This window comes from Yinghuangia sp. YIM S09857 (genome assembly GCF_051388915.1).
Taxonomy (GTDB): domain Bacteria; phylum Actinomycetota; class Actinomycetes; order Streptomycetales; family Streptomycetaceae; genus Yinghuangia.
In genome coordinates, this window is record NZ_JBPKBH010000015.1 from 36325 (window position 1) to 56631 (window position 20307).

At 72.3% G+C, this 20307-nt stretch carries 18 protein-coding genes; 12 read left to right on the plus strand and 6 right to left on the minus strand.

Annotation, left to right across the window (positions count from 1 at the left end):
• Positions 1-256 precede the first annotated feature (256 nt).
• Genes ACRX5S_RS27715 through ACRX5S_RS27725 form a run of 3 tightly spaced genes read right to left on the minus strand, consistent with a single transcriptional unit; the run spans position 257 to position 3718 of the window.
• Entirely contained in the window at positions 257-1723 is a 1467-nt protein-coding gene (locus ACRX5S_RS27715) for an MmgE/PrpD family protein (protein WP_436775844.1), read from the minus strand.
• Positions 1716-2525, minus strand: a complete 810-nt coding sequence (locus ACRX5S_RS27720; protein ID WP_436775845.1) for a cyclase family protein — start codon at positions 2523-2525, stop codon at positions 1716-1718. The genes ACRX5S_RS27715 and ACRX5S_RS27720 overlap by 8 nt, the downstream gene beginning before the upstream one ends.
• Positions 2522-3718 carry a CaiB/BaiF CoA transferase family protein gene (locus tag ACRX5S_RS27725; RefSeq protein WP_436775846.1) on the minus strand — a complete coding sequence of 399 codons (1197 nt, stop codon included), beginning with the start codon at positions 3716-3718 and terminating at the stop codon, positions 2522-2524. The genes ACRX5S_RS27720 and ACRX5S_RS27725 overlap by 4 nt, the downstream gene beginning before the upstream one ends.
• Before the next feature lie 185 nt (positions 3719-3903).
• On the opposite strand from ACRX5S_RS27725, the gene ACRX5S_RS27730 reads away from it, so the two are divergent.
• The 3 genes from ACRX5S_RS27730 to ACRX5S_RS27740 all read left to right on the plus strand — a co-directional run bounded on the left by ACRX5S_RS27730 (position 3904) and on the right by ACRX5S_RS27740 (position 6792).
• The gene (locus ACRX5S_RS27730; protein ID WP_436775847.1) at positions 3904-4251 is read left to right on the plus strand and encodes a hypothetical protein; all 348 of its coding nucleotides are present in this window, start codon (positions 3904-3906) and stop codon (positions 4249-4251) included.
• Complete coding sequence (locus ACRX5S_RS27735) at positions 4241-5215, plus strand: IclR family transcriptional regulator (RefSeq protein ID WP_436775848.1); 975 nt, start codon at positions 4241-4243, stop codon at positions 5213-5215. The genes ACRX5S_RS27730 and ACRX5S_RS27735 overlap by 11 nt, the downstream gene beginning before the upstream one ends.
• A 128-nt stretch (positions 5216-5343) precedes the next feature.
• A complete protein-coding gene (locus ACRX5S_RS27740) occupies positions 5344-6792 on the plus strand; it encodes a dihydroorotase (protein WP_436775849.1) in 1449 nt (482 codons plus the stop codon).
• Positions 6793-7080: 288 nt separating this feature from the next.
• On the opposite strand, the gene ACRX5S_RS27745 is transcribed toward ACRX5S_RS27740, so the two are convergent.
• The gene (locus tag ACRX5S_RS27745) at positions 7081-8073 is read right to left on the minus strand and encodes a GlxA family transcriptional regulator (RefSeq protein WP_436775850.1); all 993 of its coding nucleotides are present in this window, start codon (positions 8071-8073) and stop codon (positions 7081-7083) included.
• Between the two features lie 281 nt (positions 8074-8354).
• On the opposite strand from ACRX5S_RS27745, the gene ACRX5S_RS27750 reads away from it, so the two are divergent.
• From ACRX5S_RS27750 to ACRX5S_RS27780, 7 genes are all read left to right on the plus strand, one after another.
• The gene (locus ACRX5S_RS27750; protein ID WP_436775851.1) at positions 8355-9437 is read left to right on the plus strand and encodes an LLM class flavin-dependent oxidoreductase; all 1083 of its coding nucleotides are present in this window, start codon (positions 8355-8357) and stop codon (positions 9435-9437) included.
• Positions 9438-9480: 43 nt separating this feature from the next.
• On the plus strand, positions 9481-10569 hold the full coding sequence (locus ACRX5S_RS27755) for a VOC family protein (protein WP_436775852.1): 1089 nt from the start codon (positions 9481-9483) through the stop codon (positions 10567-10569).
• A gap of 5 nt (positions 10570-10574) precedes the next feature.
• Positions 10575-11531, plus strand: a complete 957-nt coding sequence (locus ACRX5S_RS27760; protein WP_436775853.1) for an ABC transporter permease — start codon at positions 10575-10577, stop codon at positions 11529-11531.
• Entirely contained in the window at positions 11528-12550 is a 1023-nt protein-coding gene (locus tag ACRX5S_RS27765) for an ABC transporter permease (protein ID WP_436775854.1), read from the plus strand. Before ACRX5S_RS27760 ends, ACRX5S_RS27765 begins: the two co-directional genes overlap by 4 nt.
• A gap of 77 nt (positions 12551-12627) precedes the next feature.
• Positions 12628-13692 carry an ABC transporter ATP-binding protein gene (locus ACRX5S_RS27770; RefSeq protein WP_436775855.1) on the plus strand — a complete coding sequence of 355 codons (1065 nt, stop codon included), beginning with the start codon at positions 12628-12630 and terminating at the stop codon, positions 13690-13692.
• Positions 13689-14684, plus strand: coding sequence for an oligopeptide/dipeptide ABC transporter ATP-binding protein (locus tag ACRX5S_RS27775; RefSeq protein WP_436775856.1), 996 nt, complete (start codon positions 13689-13691; stop codon positions 14682-14684). Before ACRX5S_RS27770 ends, ACRX5S_RS27775 begins: the two co-directional genes overlap by 4 nt.
• 108 nt (positions 14685-14792) lie before the next feature.
• Positions 14793-16349 (plus strand): ABC transporter substrate-binding protein, encoded by a 1557-nt coding sequence (locus tag ACRX5S_RS27780; RefSeq protein WP_436775857.1) that lies wholly within the window; start codon positions 14793-14795, stop codon positions 16347-16349.
• Positions 16350-16538: 189 nt separating this feature from the next.
• Here ACRX5S_RS27780 and ACRX5S_RS27785 read toward each other — a convergent pair whose 3' ends face one another.
• Positions 16539-17579 (minus strand): DUF1838 family protein, encoded by a 1041-nt coding sequence (locus ACRX5S_RS27785; protein ID WP_436775858.1) that lies wholly within the window; start codon positions 17577-17579, stop codon positions 16539-16541.
• A gap of 309 nt (positions 17580-17888) precedes the next feature.
• Here ACRX5S_RS27785 and ACRX5S_RS27790 point away from each other — a divergent pair, with 309 nt between their 5' ends.
• Positions 17889-18563, plus strand: a complete 675-nt coding sequence (locus tag ACRX5S_RS27790; protein ID WP_436775859.1) for a GntR family transcriptional regulator — start codon at positions 17889-17891, stop codon at positions 18561-18563.
• A gap of 12 nt (positions 18564-18575) precedes the next feature.
• Here the strand turns inward: ACRX5S_RS27790 and ACRX5S_RS27795 are convergent, their stop codons facing one another.
• Positions 18576-19472, minus strand: coding sequence for a hydroxymethylglutaryl-CoA lyase (locus tag ACRX5S_RS27795; protein WP_436775860.1), 897 nt, complete (start codon positions 19470-19472; stop codon positions 18576-18578).
• A 126-nt stretch (positions 19473-19598) separates the two neighbouring features.
• Here ACRX5S_RS27795 and ACRX5S_RS27800 point away from each other — a divergent pair.
• On the plus strand, positions 19599-20307 hold a 709-nt coding region (locus ACRX5S_RS27800), incomplete at its 3' end, for a GntR family transcriptional regulator (RefSeq protein ID WP_436775861.1).

Below are 20307 nucleotides of genomic sequence, written 5' to 3' on the forward strand. Positions count from 1 at the left end.
GGGACACATGGCGCGACGCGGCCGCCGGCGAGCCCGGGAGGCGGCAGCCGGACGCCGGGACCGCCGCCGCTCCGTTGGACATCGGAGCCGCGGCGGTCCCGGCCCCGAGCCGGCGGTCGGCGCAGCGGCGGCGATCCCGCCCCCGAACCGCCCGTCGGCGGCGCGGCGGCGGTCCCCTCGAACCGCACGTTGACGGAGCGGCGGCGCCCCCGCTCCCGAAGCGCCTGTTGGCGGCGCGGCGGCGTTCCGCGTCGAACTACCCCTTGCCGGCAGCAGGTTCGGGGATTCGCGGTAGCAGGTCCACGAGGTCCCCTCGGCTCGGCAGCGACCTGATGCGGGCCGCCAGCGCCGTGACCTCGTCGTCCGGCAGTACCCGTGCGGCGTTGAGGCGGTACTTCGTCTCCAGGTCGTCCAGGCTCAGCGGACTGCCCGGGCCGCCGCGCGAGGACCGGACCCGGTGTTCGAGCACGCTGCCGTCACGGCAGCGCACCCGCAGCACCGCACTGAAGGCGAGCGGGAACTCCTCGTCGCACTGCGGATCGGCCACCACGGCGACGCGTTCGGCCAACGCCAAGCGGCGGGGATCCGTGAACGCCGCGGGCGCGAAGTCGTCCAGGTGCAGCCCCAGTCCGCCTCCGCCGAGCAGCGCGGACGCCACGGTGTACGGCCCGGAGAACTTCGCGTGATAGGGCGTCGTCGGCCGCACCTTCTGGTCGCGCGGCTCGCCGATCGTCCGCAACGGCGCCGCCGCGACCCCCAGTTCCGCGCGCTCCACCTCGTCGGGGTCGAGTCCCCGTGACCGGAGCGCGAGTGCGCAGTCGATGCCGGGATGGGTGAAGTGGTTGGAGGGGTAGGGCTTGTAGACCGTGCGGAGGAGTTCCCACGCTGCGGGCTCGTCCATCCGGTCCAGACCGGCGGCCAACGCCGTCGCGTCCCAGGCGTCGTCCAGGAACGCGCGCAGGAACCCGAAGCGCCCTTCGAGCGCGGTGGGCGGTCCGGTGACGCCTTCGGCGGCCAACTGTGCGGCGGTGACCCCGGCGTGGGCGGCCCAACCGCAGTGGATGCGTTTGACCGTACCGCCGGTGCGGTTGGCCTCGATCACTCCCGACCCCATCGAGCATGCGATGCCGATGGCGTGCGCCAGCCGGTCGGAGTCGAGTCCGTAGAGTATCCCGGCGGCCACGGCGGCTCCGACGGTGCCGCAGATCGACGTGGCGTGGAAGCCCTTCTCGAAGAAGACGGAGTTGCGCAACACCGGGTCGTACGACGCGAGTCCGAGGCGTACGCACACCTCGTCACCGGCCGCCACGGCGGCGATCAGGTCGGCGCCGCGGGCGCCGGCGGCCTCGCCCGCGGCCAGCGCGGCGGGCACCACGGAGGCCGAGGGGTGCAGGACCGAGGGCAGGTGTGTGTCGTCGAAGTCGAGTGCGTGGGCGAGGGTGCCCGTGACCAGCGCGGCGCGGTCGGCCGGGAAGCGGTCCGCGAACCCGGGCACGGACGCCTCGGGGGCGCCGCCTGCGCGCCGGCTCGCGCGCAGGACGGCCAGGTGGGGTTCGTCGGGGTGGTCGAGCTCCAGGGCGGCGACGCAGTTGCCCACGGTGTCGAGGACGCGGCCCACGACGTCGTCGGTGACGGCCTCGGGCAGCGGTCCGCGCCGGGTGTCGTCGGCGAACCGGGCCAGCAGTCGTACCAGGGGCGTGGCCGCCGGATCGGGATCAGCCACGGGGCACCACCGCGAGGGGGCGGGCCGGGGCGCCCGTCGCGCCGACGACGGGCAGCGGCGCGAGCATCAGCAGGAACTCGGTGACCGCGGCGTCGGCGAGTTCGTGCAGGCGCATGGTCTCGACGATGTTGACGCCTTCCTCGACGAGGAGGATCCGGTGGACGGGCAGTTCGGCGTGGCCGCGGCCGGCGGCTATGTGCTCGAAGGCGATGGTCTCGCCGCCGACCACGCGGGCGCCCTTGGCGGCCAGCCATCGTGCGGCGTCGGAGTCCGGGCCCGGGACGCCGTCCGCGTGGCCGACGAAGGCGGGGCCGTCGTCCCACATGCGGGACCAACCGGTGCCGATCAGGACGGCGTCGCCGGGGTGGATCCGGGCGCCCGCCTCCTCCGCTGCGGCCAGTTCCTCGGCCGTGACCCGGTGTCCCGGCGGCAGGACCTTCGTGCCGTGCAGGCGGGCGACGTCGAGGTGGACGGCGCGGCCGACGAACGGGGTGAACTCGTCGATGCCGAGCGCGCTGAAGCCGTCGTGGCTCTGGAGTTCGGCGGCGGGCCGGCCGCCGTACACGTAGCCGTCGTGCGAGACGTGCGCGAGCGCGTCGACGTGCGTGCCGACGTGCCCTCCGGTGACGATCAGCTCGTTGGCCGCCGAGCCGCCGTCGCTGCGGACCATGTCGCCGTGCCGGCGCTCCAGCAGCATGCGGAACGGAGGGTGATTGGGAGACTGCGGCATGCCGCGCCGCATCGGCTGGGCGAGATCGAAGACCTCTGCCTTGGAAGCCAGTTCCCACAGTGCGGTGGTCAAATTGCACCTTCCTCGCGCAGGGCCGACAGCTCCTCGGCGGTGCAGCCGAAGCGTTCGGTGAACATCGCCTCGTTGTCCGCGCCGGGTGCGCGGCCGGTCCAGCGGATCGCGCCGGGGGTCCGGGAGAGCCGGAAGAGCACGTTCTGCATGCGTATCGCGCCCAGTTCGTCGTCCTGGACGCTGGTGATCGAGTCGAGGGCGCGGTACTGCGCGTCCGCGAACACGTCCCGGATGTCGTAGACGGGCGCGCACGCCGCCTCCGCCTTCTCGAACGCGGCGACCACCTCGGCCGCGTCGCGTTCGGCAATCCACCGGCCGACGTGGTCGTCGAGCAGGTCGGCGTGCTCGGCGCGGCCCGCTCCGGTGGCGAACCACGGCTCGCGGGTCACCTCCGGGTGCCCTACGAGGGTCATCACGCGCTCCGCGATGGACTGGGCGGAGGTGCTGACCGCGAGCCATCTCCCGTCCCGGGTGCGGTAGGTGTTGCGGGGTGCGTTGTTGGTGGATCGGTTGCCGGTGCGTACCGGCAGGACGCCGAGTTGGTCGTACGCCGTCGCCTGCGGGCCGAGGAGGGTCAGCAGCGGTTCGATGATCGCGAGGTCGACCACCTGCCCGGGCCCGTGGTGGACGTCGCGGTGGTACAGCGCGGTCTGTACGGCGCCCGCGAGGGTGAGCGCGGCGACGCCGTCCGCGAGACCGAACGGCGGGAGTGTGGGCGGCCCTTCGGGTTCACCGGTCATCGCCGCGAAGCCGCTCATGGATTCGGCGAGCGTGCCGAATCCCGGGCGGCGGGCGTACGGCCCGAACTGTCCGAAGCCGGTGACGCGCGCGATGACCAGGCGCGGGTTCGCCGCGTGCAGGACGTCGGGCCCGAGCCCCCAGCGTTCCAGCGTGCCGGGGCGGAAGTTCTCGATGAGCACGTCCGCTTCGGCCGCCATGCGCCTGAGCAGCGCGGCGCCTCCGGGGCGGCTGAAGTCGGCGGTCACGGTGTGCTTGTTGCGACCCAGCATCTTCCACCACAGGCCGACGCCGTCCTTGGCGGGGCCGTGGGTGCGGGCGGGATCGGGATTGCGCGGGTGCTCGACCTTGATCACCTCGGCGCCGAAGTCCCCGAGGATCGTGGCGGCGAGGGGGCCGGCGAACAGCGTGGCGCAGTCCAGCACGGTGACCCCGCGCAGGGGTCCGTGGGGCATGGGTTCACCTCAAGTGAAGTTGTGTCGCAAACGGCAACTCTGTTCCTCATTGTGGAACAGGGTTACAGAAGTTAGCATGGGGAAACGGTCGGCCGGAAGTGAAACAATGTTCGCCAGAATGGAATCATCTGGCCGGTTGCGCCGAACGGACCGTCTCCGCGTGAATGTGCCCGAAAGGACCCCGCGTGATCTACCTCGTCTACCGGATGAAGCTCAGCGAGAAGTCCCGACGTGACCAAAAGGCCTTCTGGGCCTGGCTGGAGGACCGGGAGAGCTGGTTCTACCGGGACCTGCCGATGGTCCGGGAAGTCCGCTGGTACTACAGCGTGGTCGGCGACGTGTACGTGCTGGAGAACTGGGCGGCGTTCGACGACGAGGCGGCCTGGGGCGCCTACCGCGCGGCACTCGGCGGCCTGAAGAAGGACGGCGCCTGGGAATCGCAGCGCGTCTCGCAGGACGAATGGTGGGAGTTCCTCGACACCCGCATCGTCACCGATCCACCGGTGCCCGTCGGGCTCCACCGTGACCGGTGAACCCGGCGCGCCTCCGCACGCGGATCCGCGGGGCAAGGGCGGCCAGACCGTCGCCGTCGTCGAGCGCGCGGCGGACGTGCTCCTGCACTTCTGCGAGACCCGGTCAGCCGACCTCGGCATCACCGAGATCGCGGACGCCCTGGGCCTGTCGAAGGCCGCGGTCCACCGCCTGCTCGGCTCGCTGCGCAGTCGCGGACTGGTCGAGATGAACCCCGGCACACACCGCTACGCGCTGGGGCCCGCCGCCGCGCGGCTGGGACTCGCCTATCTCGGACGGCTCGACATCCGCGCCGCGGCCGTCCCCGAACTGCGCGACCTCTCCGGCACCACCGGGGAGACCGCGACCTTGTCGGTGCGGGCCGGCGACAGCCGCATCTACGTCGACCAGGTGACACCGGACCGGGAGGTGATCATGTCGGTCACCCTCGGCATCCCCTACCCGCTCGACGTGGGCGCGTCGTCCAGGGCGCTGCTCGCGTTCCTGCCCGAGGCCCAGGACGCCCGGCTGCTCGCCCGGCTGCTGCGCAGCAGCCACGCCGCCGCGGCTTCGGTGCCCCGCCGCGCCGAGCCGGAGAATCGCGACGCCCCGCCGGGCGTACCGGCGCCGGCGTCGGGCGCGATGTCCGGCGCCGCGCTGCGGCGCCTCACCGGCGAACTCGCCGACATCCGGGCGCGCGGCTGGTCCCGGTCCGCCGGGGAACGCCAGCCCGGCGCGGGATCCGTCGCCGCGCCGGTGTTCGACCATCACGACCGGCCGGTGGCGGTCGTGAGCGTGTGCGGCCCGCGCGAACGCTTCGGTGCCGCGGCCGACCACTGCCTGGACCGCCTGGTCGACGCCACCGACCGGCTTTCCCGTCGCCTGGGCGCCCCGTCGGCGGTTGTCGCCGTACGACCCGACCGGCGGGACACGGGCCTTCCGCCGCATCGCGCCCCGGGCCGCGTCCACAGCGCACCGATGTACTGAACTCCCCACCGAGACAGACCAATTGCGCGTCACCCTCGACACGTGACGGCACGCAACGACACAGCGGACACAGCCGACACCGGCATCTCACCGAAAGGGGTGGGGCTGCCCCCGCGCAGCCGAGACTCATGCCACGCTACGACCTGATCATCAAGAACGGCACCCTCGTCCAGCCGGGCGTCGGTGAGATCCGCGCTGACCTGGCGGTGCGCGACGGCGTCGTCGCCGCGCTCGGTACCGACATACCGGCCGCCGACGCGGACGAAACCATCGACGCGGCCGGGCGCGTGGTCCTCCCCGGGGCCGTGGACGCGCACTACCACCTGGGCATCTACCGGGACCTGGCGGTCGATGCCTACGAAGAGACCCGGTCGTCGCTCGTCGGCGGCGTCACCTCGGTGCTGTCGTACTTCCGCACCGGCGAGCACTACCTGAACCGGACCGGACCCTACGCCGAGATCTTCCCCGAGGTCCTCAAGGCCGTCGAGGGGCGCGCGTTCACCGACTACGGGTTCCACCTCGCGCCGATGACGACCGACCAGATCGGCGAGATCCCCAGTCTCATCGCCGAGCACGGGGTCACCTCGTTCAAGTACTACATGTTCTACAAGGGCTTCAACCTCGCCTCCAGTTCGCGCGACACCAAGTCCTTCCGTATGGCGGAGGAAGGCCAGGAGTACGACCTGGGCCATCTGTTCGAGCTGATGGAGGGGGTCGCCGCGGCCGGGGCCGCCGACCCGGCGCGGCGCGTCTCGCTGTCGCTGCACTGCGAACAGTCCGAGCTGATGCGGCTGTTCATCGACCGGGTGCGCAAGAACGGCGACCCGCAGACGCTGGAGGCGTACCACCAAGGGCGCCCGCCGCTGACGGAACGGGTGGCGATCGGCGAGGCGACCACGCTGGCCCAGGCCGCCGCCTGCGCGATCAACCTGCTGCACCTGTCCAGCGCAGACGCGCTCGACGCCGCCCGCATCGCGCGCCGCACCCACCCGGCGCTCGACGTGCGCGCCGAGGTCACGCTGCACCACCTGTGCCTGGACCACGCCACGCTGGACGCCGCCGGCGCGGGACTCGGGGCCAAGGTCAACCCGCCACTGCGCACCCGCGACGACAACCAGGCGCTGTGGGAGGGCGTGCTCGACGGGACCGTCGACTGGGTCGCCTCCGACCACGCCTGCTGCATGGAGGAGCACAAGGGCGACGAACTGTGGCCCGCGCTGCCCGGGTTCGGCGGCACCGCCCTGCTGTACCCGGTGATGCTGTCCGAGGGCCACCACCGTCGCGGGCTGTCGCTGCGCCGGATCGCCGAACTGGTCTCCGCCAACCCCGCGCGGGCCTACGGGCTGACCACGAAGGGATCCCTGATGGTGGGGGCGGACGCCGACATCGTGATCGTCGACCTCGACCGCGAGCAGACCGTCACCACCGACCTGCTGCTGTCGGGGCAGGACCACTGCCCGTTCAACGGCGAGCGGTTGCGCGGCTGGCCGCAGACGACGATCGTCGGCGGCCGCGTCGCCTACCGCGACGGGGCCGTGGTCGGCGAGCCGTCGGGGCGCTACGTCGCGCGCGGCTGAACGCCACCTGCGGGGCGGGCGGGGCGGGCCACACGACCGCCCGCTTACGCCGCCACGTAGCGCGGCTGAACGCGGCGTGCGCGGCGGGGCGGGCGACCGTCCCGCGTACGCCGTCGTGACGTCGCCACGTCGCACGCGGCTGAACGCCACGGGCGTTGCGGGGCGGGCCACACGGCCGCCCACGTGCGCCGCCATGTAGCGGCTGAACGCGGCGTGCGGGGGGCGGCCCACACGATCGCCCCGCGCGCCCCGCCGTGGCGGGAGGCGTCGCCTCCGCCCGGCGCCGGGTCAGGCCGGCGAGCGGCGCAGGTCGCCCGGGCGGCGTCCGGTGACCTTGCCGAAGGCCCGGTAGAACGCCGAGACGTCCTGGTAGCCGACCCGACGGGCGACCTCGGAGATGTTCACCGTGGACTCGGCGAGGAGCAACTCGGCCTGTGCCATGCGCACTTGCCTCAGGTACTGGCGCGGTCCGGTGCCCAGGGCGGCCAGGAAGCGGCGTTCCACGGTCCGCGGTGTCATGTCCAGGTGGCGGGCCAGTTCCGCCACCGTCACGGCCTCGCCGATGTGGTCCTCCAGCCAGAACTGGGCGGCCACCACCACCGGGTCGGCGGAGCGCTGCGTGGGGACCGGGGGCCGGCTGCGCATCGCCGCGGCGGCCTCCTGCCGGGACCCGGGGACGAACGAGCGGTGCTCCTCCGGCACGTCGAACACGAAACGATTCGCCACCCGCGCCGCGGACGCCCGCCCGTAGATCTGCTCCGACGTCTGCGCCAGCAACTCCATGCTGGACACCAGCCCGTGGGCCGTGGTCACGCTGCCCCAGCGCACGATCGGGCGGGTGGGCCGCAGTCGCACCTTCGGGAACAGCCGGCGGAACGCCACGACGTAGGGCGGGAACGTCGTCGCCTCGCCGCCGTCCAGGACACCGGACGCCGCGAGCAGGAACGAGCCGGTGCCCCCGGCCGTCAGCGTCGCACCCTCGCCATGGCGCTCGCGCAGCCAGCGCAGGACGGGGTCGGCGTCGGCGAGGGCCACGTCGACCTCGCCGGTGAAGGCCGCCGCGAACACCAGCGCGCACTCCGATACCTCCGCGAGCGCGGCGTCGGCGGCGACGACCGTGCCGCCCTGGCAGTGCACCGGCCGGCCGTCGACGCTGACGGTCAGCACCCGGTGGCCGACACCGCCCCGACTGCCGCGCGCGGCCGCCCACAGCAGGTCGCGTGCCGTCACGACGCTGGAGGCCAAGGCCCGTGGCGGGGCCAGCACGACAGCGATCGTCATGTCTCTCTCCGATTCCTGGAGCCGTCCCCGGACGGCGTCCGGCCGTACCGGGCCCGCCGTGGCGGGGCCGGGCGAGTCTGCCAGCCGTACCCGCCTGCCTGTCGCGAACGACAAACTACCCGTCGTTTTCGGCCAATGTCACGGCCTGAATGCGCACCTACGCTCATGGAAACTTCGGAACAGCGTTTCCAGATGTGGAAAGCAAACCGCCTGGTGCGACCTCCGCGGCCTTCGCCGCCGGCTTCCGGTGCACGCTCCCATCCAGAAAGCAGGCTCTACACGTGGACGAGATCGGCCGCCCCGCCCGGTTCACCGCGATGGTGAACCACGCACCGCGCGCCGGAGGCCGCCACGGGGCCGGCCCCCTGCTCGACGCGGCGCGACGCGCGGAGGACGCCGGCTACGACGTACTCTCGCTCGCCGACTGGTCGGCCGTCGAGGTCTTCGCTCCGCTCACCCTGGTCGCCCAGGCCACCACCCGCGCCCGCCTGATGACCCGCATCATCGCCGCCCCGACGCGCAGCCCGACCCTTCTCGCGTCCGGCGCCGCCTGGATCGACACGATCAGCGCGGGGCGTTTCACCCTCGGACTCGGCGCCGGTGTCGCGGAACTCGTACGCCGCGCCCATGGCCTCCCGTGGGGCCGCCCGCGCTCGCGCATGCACGACACGATCATGATCCTCCGCGCACTGTGGGGCGAGCCCGTGGACGGCGCCGAGATCGGCGACGACGGCGCGGTGTCCTTCCACGGCACGGAGCTGCGCGTCGACGGGGCGGTCACCGACATCCTCCCCACCGGGCGCATTCCCATCGTGCTCGCCGCGGACGGCCCCCGCATGCTCCGGCTCGCGGGTGCGCTCGCCGACGGCGTCATCCTGGAGATGACCACGCCCGAGTACGTCCGCTGGGCCCTCCACCAGGCCCGTACGGGAGCCGCGGCGGTTGGCCGCGACCTCGACGCCGCCGTCGCCGCCGGAGACTTCGACGTCTGTGTGCAGTCCCTGTGGCCGACCGGCGACGACGAACGCCACCGCGCCTGGGCCTTGGAGTATCACGTCAACCACTGCGTGTGGCCGGAGTTCGCCCGCCACTGGGCCGTCGCGGGCCTGGCCGACGAGGCCGAGGCGGTACGCGAGGCGCATGAGGCCGGCGACCGGGCCCGTGCCCTGCGCCTCGCCGGGGAACACCTCTTCCCGGCCCTCGTGGTCACCGGCGGGAACACGTCGAGCGCCGCGGACCTGGCGAGCTGGGTGAGCCTGCGGCGCCACGCCGGCGCGACGCTCTTCGCGGTCCCCGACCGCCTCGACGCCTTCGCCGGCACCGACCTGGCGAGCCTCCGCGACGCCGCCCGGCTCCCGTCGTAGACCCCACACGTCAGTCCGCCCCGTCCCACGCCGAGAGGCCACCATGCACGATCCCGCACACCGCCCCCTGGGCGGAGTCTTCGAAGCGACGCACGGAGTCGCGGACCTGGAATCAGCAAGCTCCTACTGGCAGTTGTTCGGATTCCGGCCAGGCCCCCGCGGCGAGGCCGACGCCGACACCGCGATGGACCTGTACGGCGTGCCGAGCGCGGTGCGGTCGCTGCGCATGTACCACGGACGCAGCGACCACGGCCTGCTGCGCCTGATGCAGTGGCAGAACCCGACCGGCCCCGGCGTCGGAGCTGAGCCGCTCCGCACCCCGGGCGGACGCTGGACCGTGCAGATGACCACGGCTCTCCTCGAACTCCAGTCCCACGCGGAACTGGCCGACGAGGCAGGCGAATTGATCCACATCGTGTTCTCCGCCAAGCAGGTCTTCGGCGGCACGCCCGACGGCGGCCGGCACGTCGTGCCGTTCCACGACCGACTGCCGCTGATCCGCGAGGCCGTCGTGACACGCGGGGAGAGCCGGCAGGTGTTCTTCGAACGCCACGGCTACACCGTCCCGCACTACGGCGCGCTCGTCGACGCGCGTTTCATGGCAAGCCAGTTCACCCACGTCGGACTCATCCACCACGGCGACCCGGGACTGCTGGACTTCTACGACCGCGGACTCGGGCTCCTGCGCGTCACCGACGGCCACGTGTCCGGCGACGAGGACCCGGGCGGGAAGAAGATCTTCGGGCGGGCCGACGGCGAGACCACCGCCGTCTACGACTTCGACGACACCCGCTCCGGACCGACCCCCGCCCAGGCCCGCAGCGGACGCCTCAAGATCGCGGTCTTCGACCCCGCCACGGCGGTTCGTGCGGGCATCGACCCCGGCTCGGCGCCGGAACGCACCGCCACCGGCCGCCTGGGCCCGTCCAGCTACAGCTACCGCGTCGCCGACCTCGCCGGGATGCGCGCCCAGGTCGCGGACGCCGGCGCCACCTCGGTCACCGGCATCCGGCGCAACGAATTCGGCGAACCCAGCCTGTCGTTCACCGCGCCGGACGGCCACACCTGGCTCCTGGTCGGCGCCCACCCGACCCCGCTCGACACGGCACCCGACGTGCGGGACCGCCGATGATCCGGATGACACTCGGACGACTGCTGCAGGCGATCCCCGTCCTCTTCGCGGTCTCCGTCATCGCCTTCGCGCTGCTGCGTACCGCCCCGGGCGACCCCGCCGTCACCCTCGCGGGCGTCGGCGCCCCGGAGGAACAGATCGCCGCGATCAGGCACGAACTCCACCTGGACCGGTCGATTCCCGAGCAGTACGCCCGGTGGCTCGGCGACGCCCTCGGTGGCGACCTCGGCGACTCGTACACCACACGCCAGCCGGTCACCGAACTCCTCGCCGAACGCTTTCCCGCGACCCTCCAACTGGCGCTGACATCGCTGTTCCTGGTCGTGGTGATCGCCGTACCGCTCGGCGTACTGGCCGCGTTGCGCCGCGGCGGCGTCGCCGACCACCTCGTGCGGGTGCTCTCCCTGGGCGGGCTGGCCGTCCCCAGCTTCGTCCTCGGCATGGGCTTCGTGCTGCTGTTCGGCTGGTACGTCACCGGCGTCTGGCCGTACCAGGGATTCGTGGCGTACGGCACCGACCCCGTCGAAGCATTCCGGCACCTCCTTCTCCCCGGGCTCGCCCTGGCCTTCCCCCAGATCGGCATCGTCGCCCGCACCACACGCAGCGGGATGCTCGACGTCCTCGCCCAGGAGTACATCACCGCCGCCCGCGCCTTCGGCGTCCCCGAGCGCCGGGTGATCGCCGCCGACGCCCTGCGCAACGCCCTCCTGCCGGTGGTGACCCAACTCGGCGTCGTCACCGGTCTGTTGCTCGGCGGCTCGGTGATCGTCGAGAACGTCTTCGGCATCAACGGCATGGGCGGCCTTCTCGTGACCTCCTTCGGAGAGCGCAACTACTCCGTCACCGTCGGCGTGATGCTCGTCATCGCGCTCGCCTTCGTCCTCGTCAACCTCGCCGTCGACCTGCTGTACGGCGCCATCGACCCGCGCATCCGGGCGGGCTACCGCAAGGGGGAGGCATGATCCCCACCCGGAACCGGACCGCACGCCCCGAACGCGAGCCCGGCGCTGTCAGGACCGGCGCCGCCGCGCTGGGCCGCTGGACCCGGCTGCTGACCCGCAGGCCAGCCGGCATCACCGCCTGCGCGCTGATCGTCCTCCTGACCGCCGTCGCGCTCGTCGGCCCCTGGCTGACCCCGGACCCGAACGCGCAGGCCGCCGCGCCGATGTCCGCCCCGAGCCCCGACCACTGGATGGGGACCGACAACACCGGCCGCGACGTGCTCGCCCGGTTCGTCGCGGGCGCCCGCATATCCCTCTCCGTCGCCCTGCTGTGCACGCTCGCGGCCACCGCCGTCGGCACTCTCGTCGGCATGGTCGCGGCACTGCGGGCAGGCACCTGGTTCGACGCCCTCGTCATGCGGGCCACGGACGTCGTGATGGCCTTCCCGCTCCTGGTCCTCGTCCCGGTGTTGTCCGGCGTGTTCACCCAGAAAGGCATCGCCGTCGGCCCGGTCGAACTCGACAACGTCGCCATCATGGGCATCTCGATCGGCGTGGCGCTGACCCCTGTCTTCGTCCGCCTCGCCCGCGCGTCCGCGCTCGCCGAGGTGCGCAAGGACTACATGACCGCCGCCCGCGGCCTCGGCGCCCGCCGCCGCGACCTGGTGTTCGGCAACCTGCTCCCCAACATCGCCACGCCGATCGTCGTGCAGGCCGCCTTCTCGGTCGCCATCGCCATCATCGTCGAGGCCTCGGTCTCCTTCCTCGGCCTCGGCATCCAGCCGCCGGACGCCAGTTGGGGAACGCTGCTGACCGACGCACGCAGCCAACTGCTGCTCGGAGCCTGGTGGCTCATCCTCTTCCCGACCCTGGGCATCGCCGCCGCGGTCCTCGCGCTCACGCTCCTCGGCGACGAACTACGCGACCTGCTCGACCCGCGGATGCGCCGCGGCTTCGAACGCCCCGGCGACGACCGGCACGCCCCGGTGCCCGCGGCGGACACACGGCCCACCCCCGCCAACACCCCGGAGTCCCGGTGAACGCTGCTCCAGCCCCAGCCCCAGCCTCAGCCCCAGCCCCAGCCCCAGCCCCAGCCCCGGACACCGACCTGCTCGTCGTGGACCGGCTGAACGTCGCGTACGGCGACCCCGCCGCGCCGGTGCGCGCCGTCGTGGACGCCGACCTCCGCGTGGGACGCGGCGAGTCGGTGGGCATCGTCGGCGAGTCCGGATGCGGCAAGAGCACCTTCCTGCGCGCACTCCTCGGCCTGCACGGGCGCGAGACCCGCGTCGACGGCGGCATCCGCCTCGCCGGCACCGAACTGGTCGGGGACGCGAAGGCCATGCGGAAAGTGCGCGGGGGCACGGTGTCGATGGTCTTCCAGGACCCGGTCAACGCCTTCAACCCCGCGTACACCATCGGCAACCAGCTCGGCCGCCTCGTCGCGCTGCACCGCCCGGAACTCGACCGGGCCGCCCGCCGCGACCACGTCCGCTCGATGCTCGACCGGGTCGGGATCCCGGGCCACCGCGCGCGCAACCACCCCTTCGAGTTCAGCCAGGGCCAGCTCCAGCGGTGCATGATCGCGGCCGCGTTCCTGGCCGGACGGCCGTCCCTGGTCCTCGCGGACGAGCCGACGACCAGCCTGGACGTCACGGTCGAGGCCCAGATCGTCGAACTCGTCCGCGAACTCCGCGCCGAACTCGGCATGAGCATGGTCCTGGTCACCCACAACCTCGGACTGGTGGCCGACCTGTGCGACCGCGTGCACGTCATGTACGCCGGACGATTCGTCGAACACACCTCTGTCCGAACGCTGTTCGACGGGCCGGCGCACCCGTACACGCGAGCCCTGCTGAAGTCCGCGCCCGACCTCGACCGGGTCGGCGCGGGCCGCGACAGCCGCCTGCACACGATGCGGGGCGGCGTACCCGACCTCGCCGCGCCGCCGCCGGGCTGCCCCTTCGCGCCGCGCTGCACCGAGCACCTCGGCGAGATCTGCGACCGCGACCTCCCCGCGCTGCTGCCGGTCCTGCCGAGCGCGCCGGCGAACCCGGCGACACAGGCCGACGGAACGGCCCACGCGTCGCACGCCGACACCGGCCCTGCCACCGCACGGTGCCACCGGCACGCCGCACAACCCCTCGTCGGCGACGCGACCGGAACAGGAGTGAACGCATGAGCGAGCCCGCCAAGACGCCCCGGGCGGTCACCGAGGCCGTCGACCTCTCCGTCCGCTTCCCGCTGCCGACCGGCCTGGGCGAACGCCTGCGGCGGCAGCGGCGCCACCTGCACGCCGTCGACGGTGTCTCGCTCGCCGTCCACGCGTCGGAGACGGTGGCCCTCATCGGGGAGTCCGGCTCCGGCAAGTCCACGTTCGGACGGGCCATGCTCCACCTGGAGACCCCGTACGCCGGAAGCGTGCGCTTCGACGGGGCCGATGTTACCGGGGCCACGGGCGACCGCCTCCGCGAACTGCGCCGCAGCCGGCAGATGGTCTTCCAGAACCCCTACGCGGCGATCAACCGCCGCAGGCTCATCCGCGACGTCATCGCCGAACCGCTGCGCTACCACCAGGTCGGCGGCCTCCGCGAACGCACGGAACGCGTCGCGGATCTGGCGGAACTCGTCGGCCTGTCCGCGGCCCACCTCACCCGCTACCCGCACGAGCTGTCCGGCGGCCAGCTCCAACGTGTGGTCATCGCCCGCGCCCTCGCGCTGGAACCCCGGTTCCTGGTCGCGGACGAGCCCACCGCGAGCCTCGACGTCAGCGTGGGCGCCCAGATCGTCAACCTCTTCGCCGACATGCGCGACCGCTTCGGACTCGCGCTGCTCTACATCAGCCACGACCTGCCGACCGTGGCCCACCTCGCGGACCGCATCGCCGTGATGTACCTGGGCCGCGTCGTCGAGGCCGGTCCCGCGCGGGCGCTCGTCGAGGACCCGCAACACCCGTACACCCGGATCCTCCTGGCCTCGGTGCCGCGGCGGGATCCGCGTCGCCGGCGCACCGCCCCGGCCCGCGGAGAGGTCCCGGACGCGGCCCACCGGCCGACCGGGTGCCACTTCCGCAACCGCTGCCCCCTCGCCATGCCGGTGTGTGCCGAACGCGCGCCCGCCGCGACCCGTCACGGAGACCACACCGTGGCGTGCCACGCCGTCGTCGGGGACTGACGGCACCGCGTACCGCCCGCCCCCGCCGCGGCAGTTGCCGGCCGGGCGGACTTCAACCTGCTCCGAGAACGCCTCCACCTGCCCGAAACTCGCGAAAAGAGACCGCAGATGACCAGACGGCTGCCCAGATCCGCGGTGTTCGCCGCGGCCGGCCTCCTCACCGCCGTGCTCGCCCTCAGCGGCTGCGGAGGTGACGGTACCGGCGGCGCGGGCGCGAGCACCGGAACGCTTCGCGTCGACTCGTCCTCCGAACCGCAGGACCTGGACCCGCTCGCGTACAACACCTCCACGCAACTGCGGCTCACCTACGCCCTGTACGACACGCTGCTGGAGAACCGCGGAGGCGGGCAGACCGCGCCGCAGCTCGCCGATCTGCCGACGATCTCCCCGGACGGGCTCACCTACACCTTCAAGCTCCGCGGCGGCGTGACGTTCCACCAGGGGCAGGCACTGACGTCGGCGGACGTGAAGTACACGTACGAGACGATCATGAATCCCAAGGACCCCAAGTCCGGCTCGATCTGGCGGTCGGCCATCGCGGCCGTGGGGAGCGTCGAGGCACCCGACCCGCTGACGGTCGTCTTCAGGCTGAAGATGCCGTACGAGCCGATGACCGCGAACTTCGCGATCATCCCGATCGTCAGCGCGGCCACGCCGTACGAACCGCGTGCGACCTACGCGACCAGCGAGAACGGCTCCGGCCCGTTCCGGCTCGCCGCGTGGGACCGCGGTCGGCAGATCAGCCTCGCCAGGAACGACGCGTACTTCCAAGGCGCGCCGAAGCTCGACCGGATCGTGATCGCGACCGTCAAGGACGAGACCACCCGCATCACCAACTTGGTGAACGGCACCACCCACATATCCGCGGACCTCCCCCCGGCGCAGGTTCCGCAGGTCAAGGGGAAGAACGGCATCGTGGTCGGCGAACCGCAGGCCAGCGCCATCCAGATGTTCATCTATCCGAACCTCAAGGGCGGCCCCACCGCCGACGTGCACTTCCGCAAGGCGATGGCGCTCGCGCTCAACCGGCAGAAGATCGTCGACGACGTCTTCAAGGGCACCGCGGTTCCGGTCAACACCGGACTGCCGCAGGGTGCACCGGCGTTCGACGCGGGCGTCGGCCAGAGGTACGGGGGCGAGCCGCACGTCGACGAGGCGAAGGCGGAACTCGCGCAGTCCTCGTACAAGGGCGAGGAACTCGCGCTCGCGCTCTCGCCGGAGTCCTACACCAAGGACGCCGCCACGATCGTGCAGCAGAGCCTGCAGGCGGCCGGCATCAAGGTGCGCCTCGAAGTGCAGGAGGAGAACGTCTACTTCGGCAAGCTGCTGACCAACAACTTCGGCGACCTGCTGCTGACGACCCTTCCGACGGGCAACAACCCGAACCACTCCGGCTACGGCATCTACGCCGACAAGTCCACGACCAACTTCAACAAGGTCGCCGACCCGCGCATGAACGAGCTGCTGAACGCCGCGGTCGGCACGATCGATCCCGCGGCGGCCAAGGCCGGCTGGAAGGCCGTCCAGGAGTACGACGTCGAAACCGCGTACGTCGTCCCGGTCGTCACCCGGCACTACCTGGAAGCCGTGGGAGCCAAGGTCAAGGGCCACACCACCGCGGCCAACGGCAGCCTGGGCAACCTCCTCCAGGTGACGGTGGGATAGCCGCACCCGCGTACCACCGGGGCCGGCCGCGCGCCACGCACGGTCGGCCCTCGCGCGTTGCGGGAAGGCCGAAGCCCGCCGCATTCCATCGTGCGGCGGGCTTCGGAAGGGGGCCGGTCGGTCAGGCGCCGGTCACGCGATCACGCGGTCACGCGGTCACGCGGTTCACGCGGTCACGCGGTCACGAGGTCACGAGGACGGGGAGTCGCACCACTGCTTCCACGTGAGGTTCTTCGGCGCGAGCTCCTGCCGGTAGAACGTGGTCCACGTGGTGTCGTTGGGAGCGGGGTCCACCGCCTCGGGGGACTGCTGGTATACCGGGTACTCCCGCCGGACCACGTCCTTCAGCCACGGCTCCAACTTGTCGAAGGAGTCGAGGGTCCAGCTCCGGGCGTGGTACACCAGGTTGCCCGGGCTCTGCGTCTCCGGAATGCACATGGCGGGGATGTACGGGCCGTTGCGCGTCCAGGAGTTCACGACCTCCATGGCGCCCTTGGGGACCTGGCCCCGGTTGTCGCGCCTGTCGGCCTCGTCGCGGTCGACCAGGAAGTCGAACATCTCCCACGACGCGTAGGTGTCGTTGACGAGTCCGAAGTCCTCGGGGATCTGGTAGCGCTGCTCAAGGCTGTAGAGCGGCGGCGCGTCCGTGGTCCACACGAGCTGGTCGTGGATCCGCTTCGGCGCGACGGACTTGTCCATCGGCACTTCGGCGGCGCCGAACACCGAGAAGAGCTTGCCGTCCTTGATCCGGTAGTGCCCGTTGACGTGTTCGTTGTCGACGGGCGGCAGCGGGCGCGTCTTGCCGTCGAGCGGGTTCGTCCACTCGGTGAGCCGCTGCCCGGTCACCGGGTCGGTGTAGAAGACGATCTCCCGGGAGAGCTGGTACACGTCGTTGGTGCCCGGCAGGCGGTAGAGCTGCCGGATGTTGTAGCCCTCGAACCCGAACAGCTCCGTGCCGTGTTGCAGGGCCGTCCCGTACGCGTTGCCCTTGACCTGGTTCAGCACGGACCCGCTGATCCGGTAGACCATGTCCTTGCCGTCGGCGCGCCCCAGCGTCTGGAGGAAGAGGCGCGCGTTCGGGTCGTCGAGCGTCCTGAACAGCGCCCCGGGGTCGGTCGGGTCCGGGGCGGAACCGGCCTGCGCCGAGCCCTGGACGGTCGCGGTGGCCGTCAGCGCCGCCACCGCGGCCAGCCAGGCCGTGCGGCTCCGATACGTGCGTGTACGCGCCATGTGGCGTCCTTCCGATGAAGGGGAGTGCGGCATCCGGCTCGGAGGCCGTGATCGGAAGGCTCCGGCTGGCGTTCCTCAAGTGTCAACGCCATTCCGCCACAAGAAACACGAAGGTTAGGCCGAGTCCGTCGGCCGCGTCGGATACGAGCAGCGCTCCCGCCCCCTCCGACCTGCGCCGCCGTTTGGTGCCGGCGGGGCCGGAGCGTCCCCGAACGTGTCGCACTCGGCCAACCGCGTGTGTGCGTCGCACGGCGCGGTGCGCCTTGATGCCCCGCACGTTCCGTACCATGCTCGCGGAGGTGGTGGCAGATGGCCCGTGCGGCCGATCGCGCGTACGAGCTGCTGCGCGCCGGGATCCTCGACGGGCGGTACGCACCGGGGGAGAGGCTGGGCGAGGCCGACCTCGCCGACGCGACCGGCGCGAGCCGGACGCCTGTGCGCGAGGCGTTGCGCAGGCTCGAAGTGGAAGGCCTCGTGGAGGTCGCGCCGCACCGGGGCGCGCGCGTCACGCAGTGGTCGCGCGCCGACGTCCAGGAGATCTACGACCTGCGCCTGCTTCTGGAGTCGTTCGCCGCCGAGCGGGCGGCGGCGAGGATCGGCGACGAGGACGTCGCCCGACTCCGCGCGTTGACCCGCGAGATGGACGCCGCCGCGCGGTCGGGCGTCACCCGGGACCTGGAGCGCCTGGCCGCGTTGAACACCGAGTTCCACGGGCTCATCCGTGCGGCCGCCGCGAGCCCCCGCCTCCAGTCCATGCTGGGCGCGGTCGTGCAGATGCCGTTGGTGCTGACCACCTTTCACCGCTATTCCGAGGACGATCTCGCACGCAGCTCCGCACACCACCGGGAACTCGTGGACGCGCTGGCCGCCCGCGACCCGGAATGGGCCCGGTCGGTGATGCGGTCCCACGTCGCCGCGGCGCGGTCCTCGCTGTTGCAGTCGCTGGAGGACCGGCCGCCGGTCGACCGACACGTCGGCCGCTGACGGCGGCGCGGCTCAGCGGGGTTGCGGGGGCGGGAAGACGCCCGCACGCCCGAGCTGCGCGGGGACCGGCTTGTCCAGGCGGCCCGACAACCACTCGCCGGCGGCGATGACGGCCTGGAGGTCGAGACCGGTGGGGACGCGCATGCGGTCGAGGGCGTACACCAGGTCCTCGGTGGCGATGTTCCCGGTCGCCGCCGGAGCGAAGGGGCACCCGCCGATGCCGCCGATGCTCGCGTCGAGAGTGTCCACGCCGGCCTCGACGGCGGTGAGGGCGTTGGCGTAGCCGGTATTGCGGGTGTTGTGGAAGTGGCAGCGCCGATGTACGCCGGGTGCCGCGGTCGTGAGGCCGTCCAGGAGCGCGCGTACCTGGTCCGGCGTGCCCACGCCGATGGTGTCCGCGAGCGCGATCTCGTCGGGGGAGGACTCCGCCACGCGTCGCGCGATGTCGAGCACGCGCGCCGCGGGCACCTCGCCTTCGAAGGGGCAGCCGAACGCCGCGGCGATGGTCACGCCGGCCCGGACGCCCGCCGCCTGCGCATCCCGCGCGATCTGCGCCCAGGCGGCCAGCATCTCGTCCACCCCGCGGTTCTGGTTGCGGCGGCTGAACGTCTCGGTGGCCACCACGACCACGTTCACCTCGTCGACCCCGCACTCCAGGGCGCGGTCGAGTCCCCGGGCGTTGAGGACGAGACCGCTGTACGAGACTCCCGTGCCGCGCGGCACGTCCGCCATGACCTCGGCGGCGTCGGCCATCTGCGGCACGAGTCGCGGATTGACGAAGCTCACGGCCTCGATCCGACGGGCGCCCGCGGCGACCGCCCGGGTGATCAGCTCGACCTTGTCGGCGGTCGGCAGCACGACCGGCTCGTTCTGTAGGCCGTCTCTCGGGCCCACTTCGATGATTTCCATCGTCCCTCCAAATTGTATGCAATCGATCGTGACGCATTGTCTTCCGTGAGCATTTCTACCGGCAATCTCTTGTGTCAAGAGATGCCTCCCGCATAGATTGCATACAACTTGGCCAGGGGGTGCCGGATGCCACGTGCTGCGGATCGTGTCTACGAGGCATTGCGCACCGGCATCCTCGACGGCTCGCGCCACGGCGGATCCCGACTGGCGGAGGCCGACCTGGCCGAGGAGTTCGGAGCCTCACGCACACCCGTACGCGAGGCCCTGCGACGCCTCGCCGCCGAAGGCATGGTGGACACCGCGCCCCACAAGGGCGCCAGGGTCACCAGGTGGACGACCCGCGATCTGGAGGAGCTGTACGACCTGCGGCGCGAACTGGAGTCCTTCGCGGCGGAGCGCGCCGCCACCCGCGCCACGGCGGCGGACCTGGCGCGCATGGCGGATCTCGCGCACCTTATGGAGACCGCGACGCGGCGACGACATCCTGACCTGGACGCCATCGCCCGGCACAACGACCGGTTCCACGAGTGCATCCGAACCGCGGCGACCGGCCCGCGACTTGCGGCGCTGTTCGGCTCGGTGGTGCGTGTCCCGCTCGTGCTGAGCACGTACCACCGCTACGACGCCGACGGACTGGCCCGCAGCGCCGCCCACCACCGCGAGTTGGTCGAGGCGTTCCGGGCCCGCGACGGAGCCTGGGCACGCGCGGTCATGACCGCGCACATCGCCGCGGCGAAGGACGTACTGATCCGCGGGGCGACCCGCGAGCAGGACGGCACCGCCGCGGCGAAGGACGCGCCGATCGGCGGGGCCACCCGTGGGCACGACGGCACCG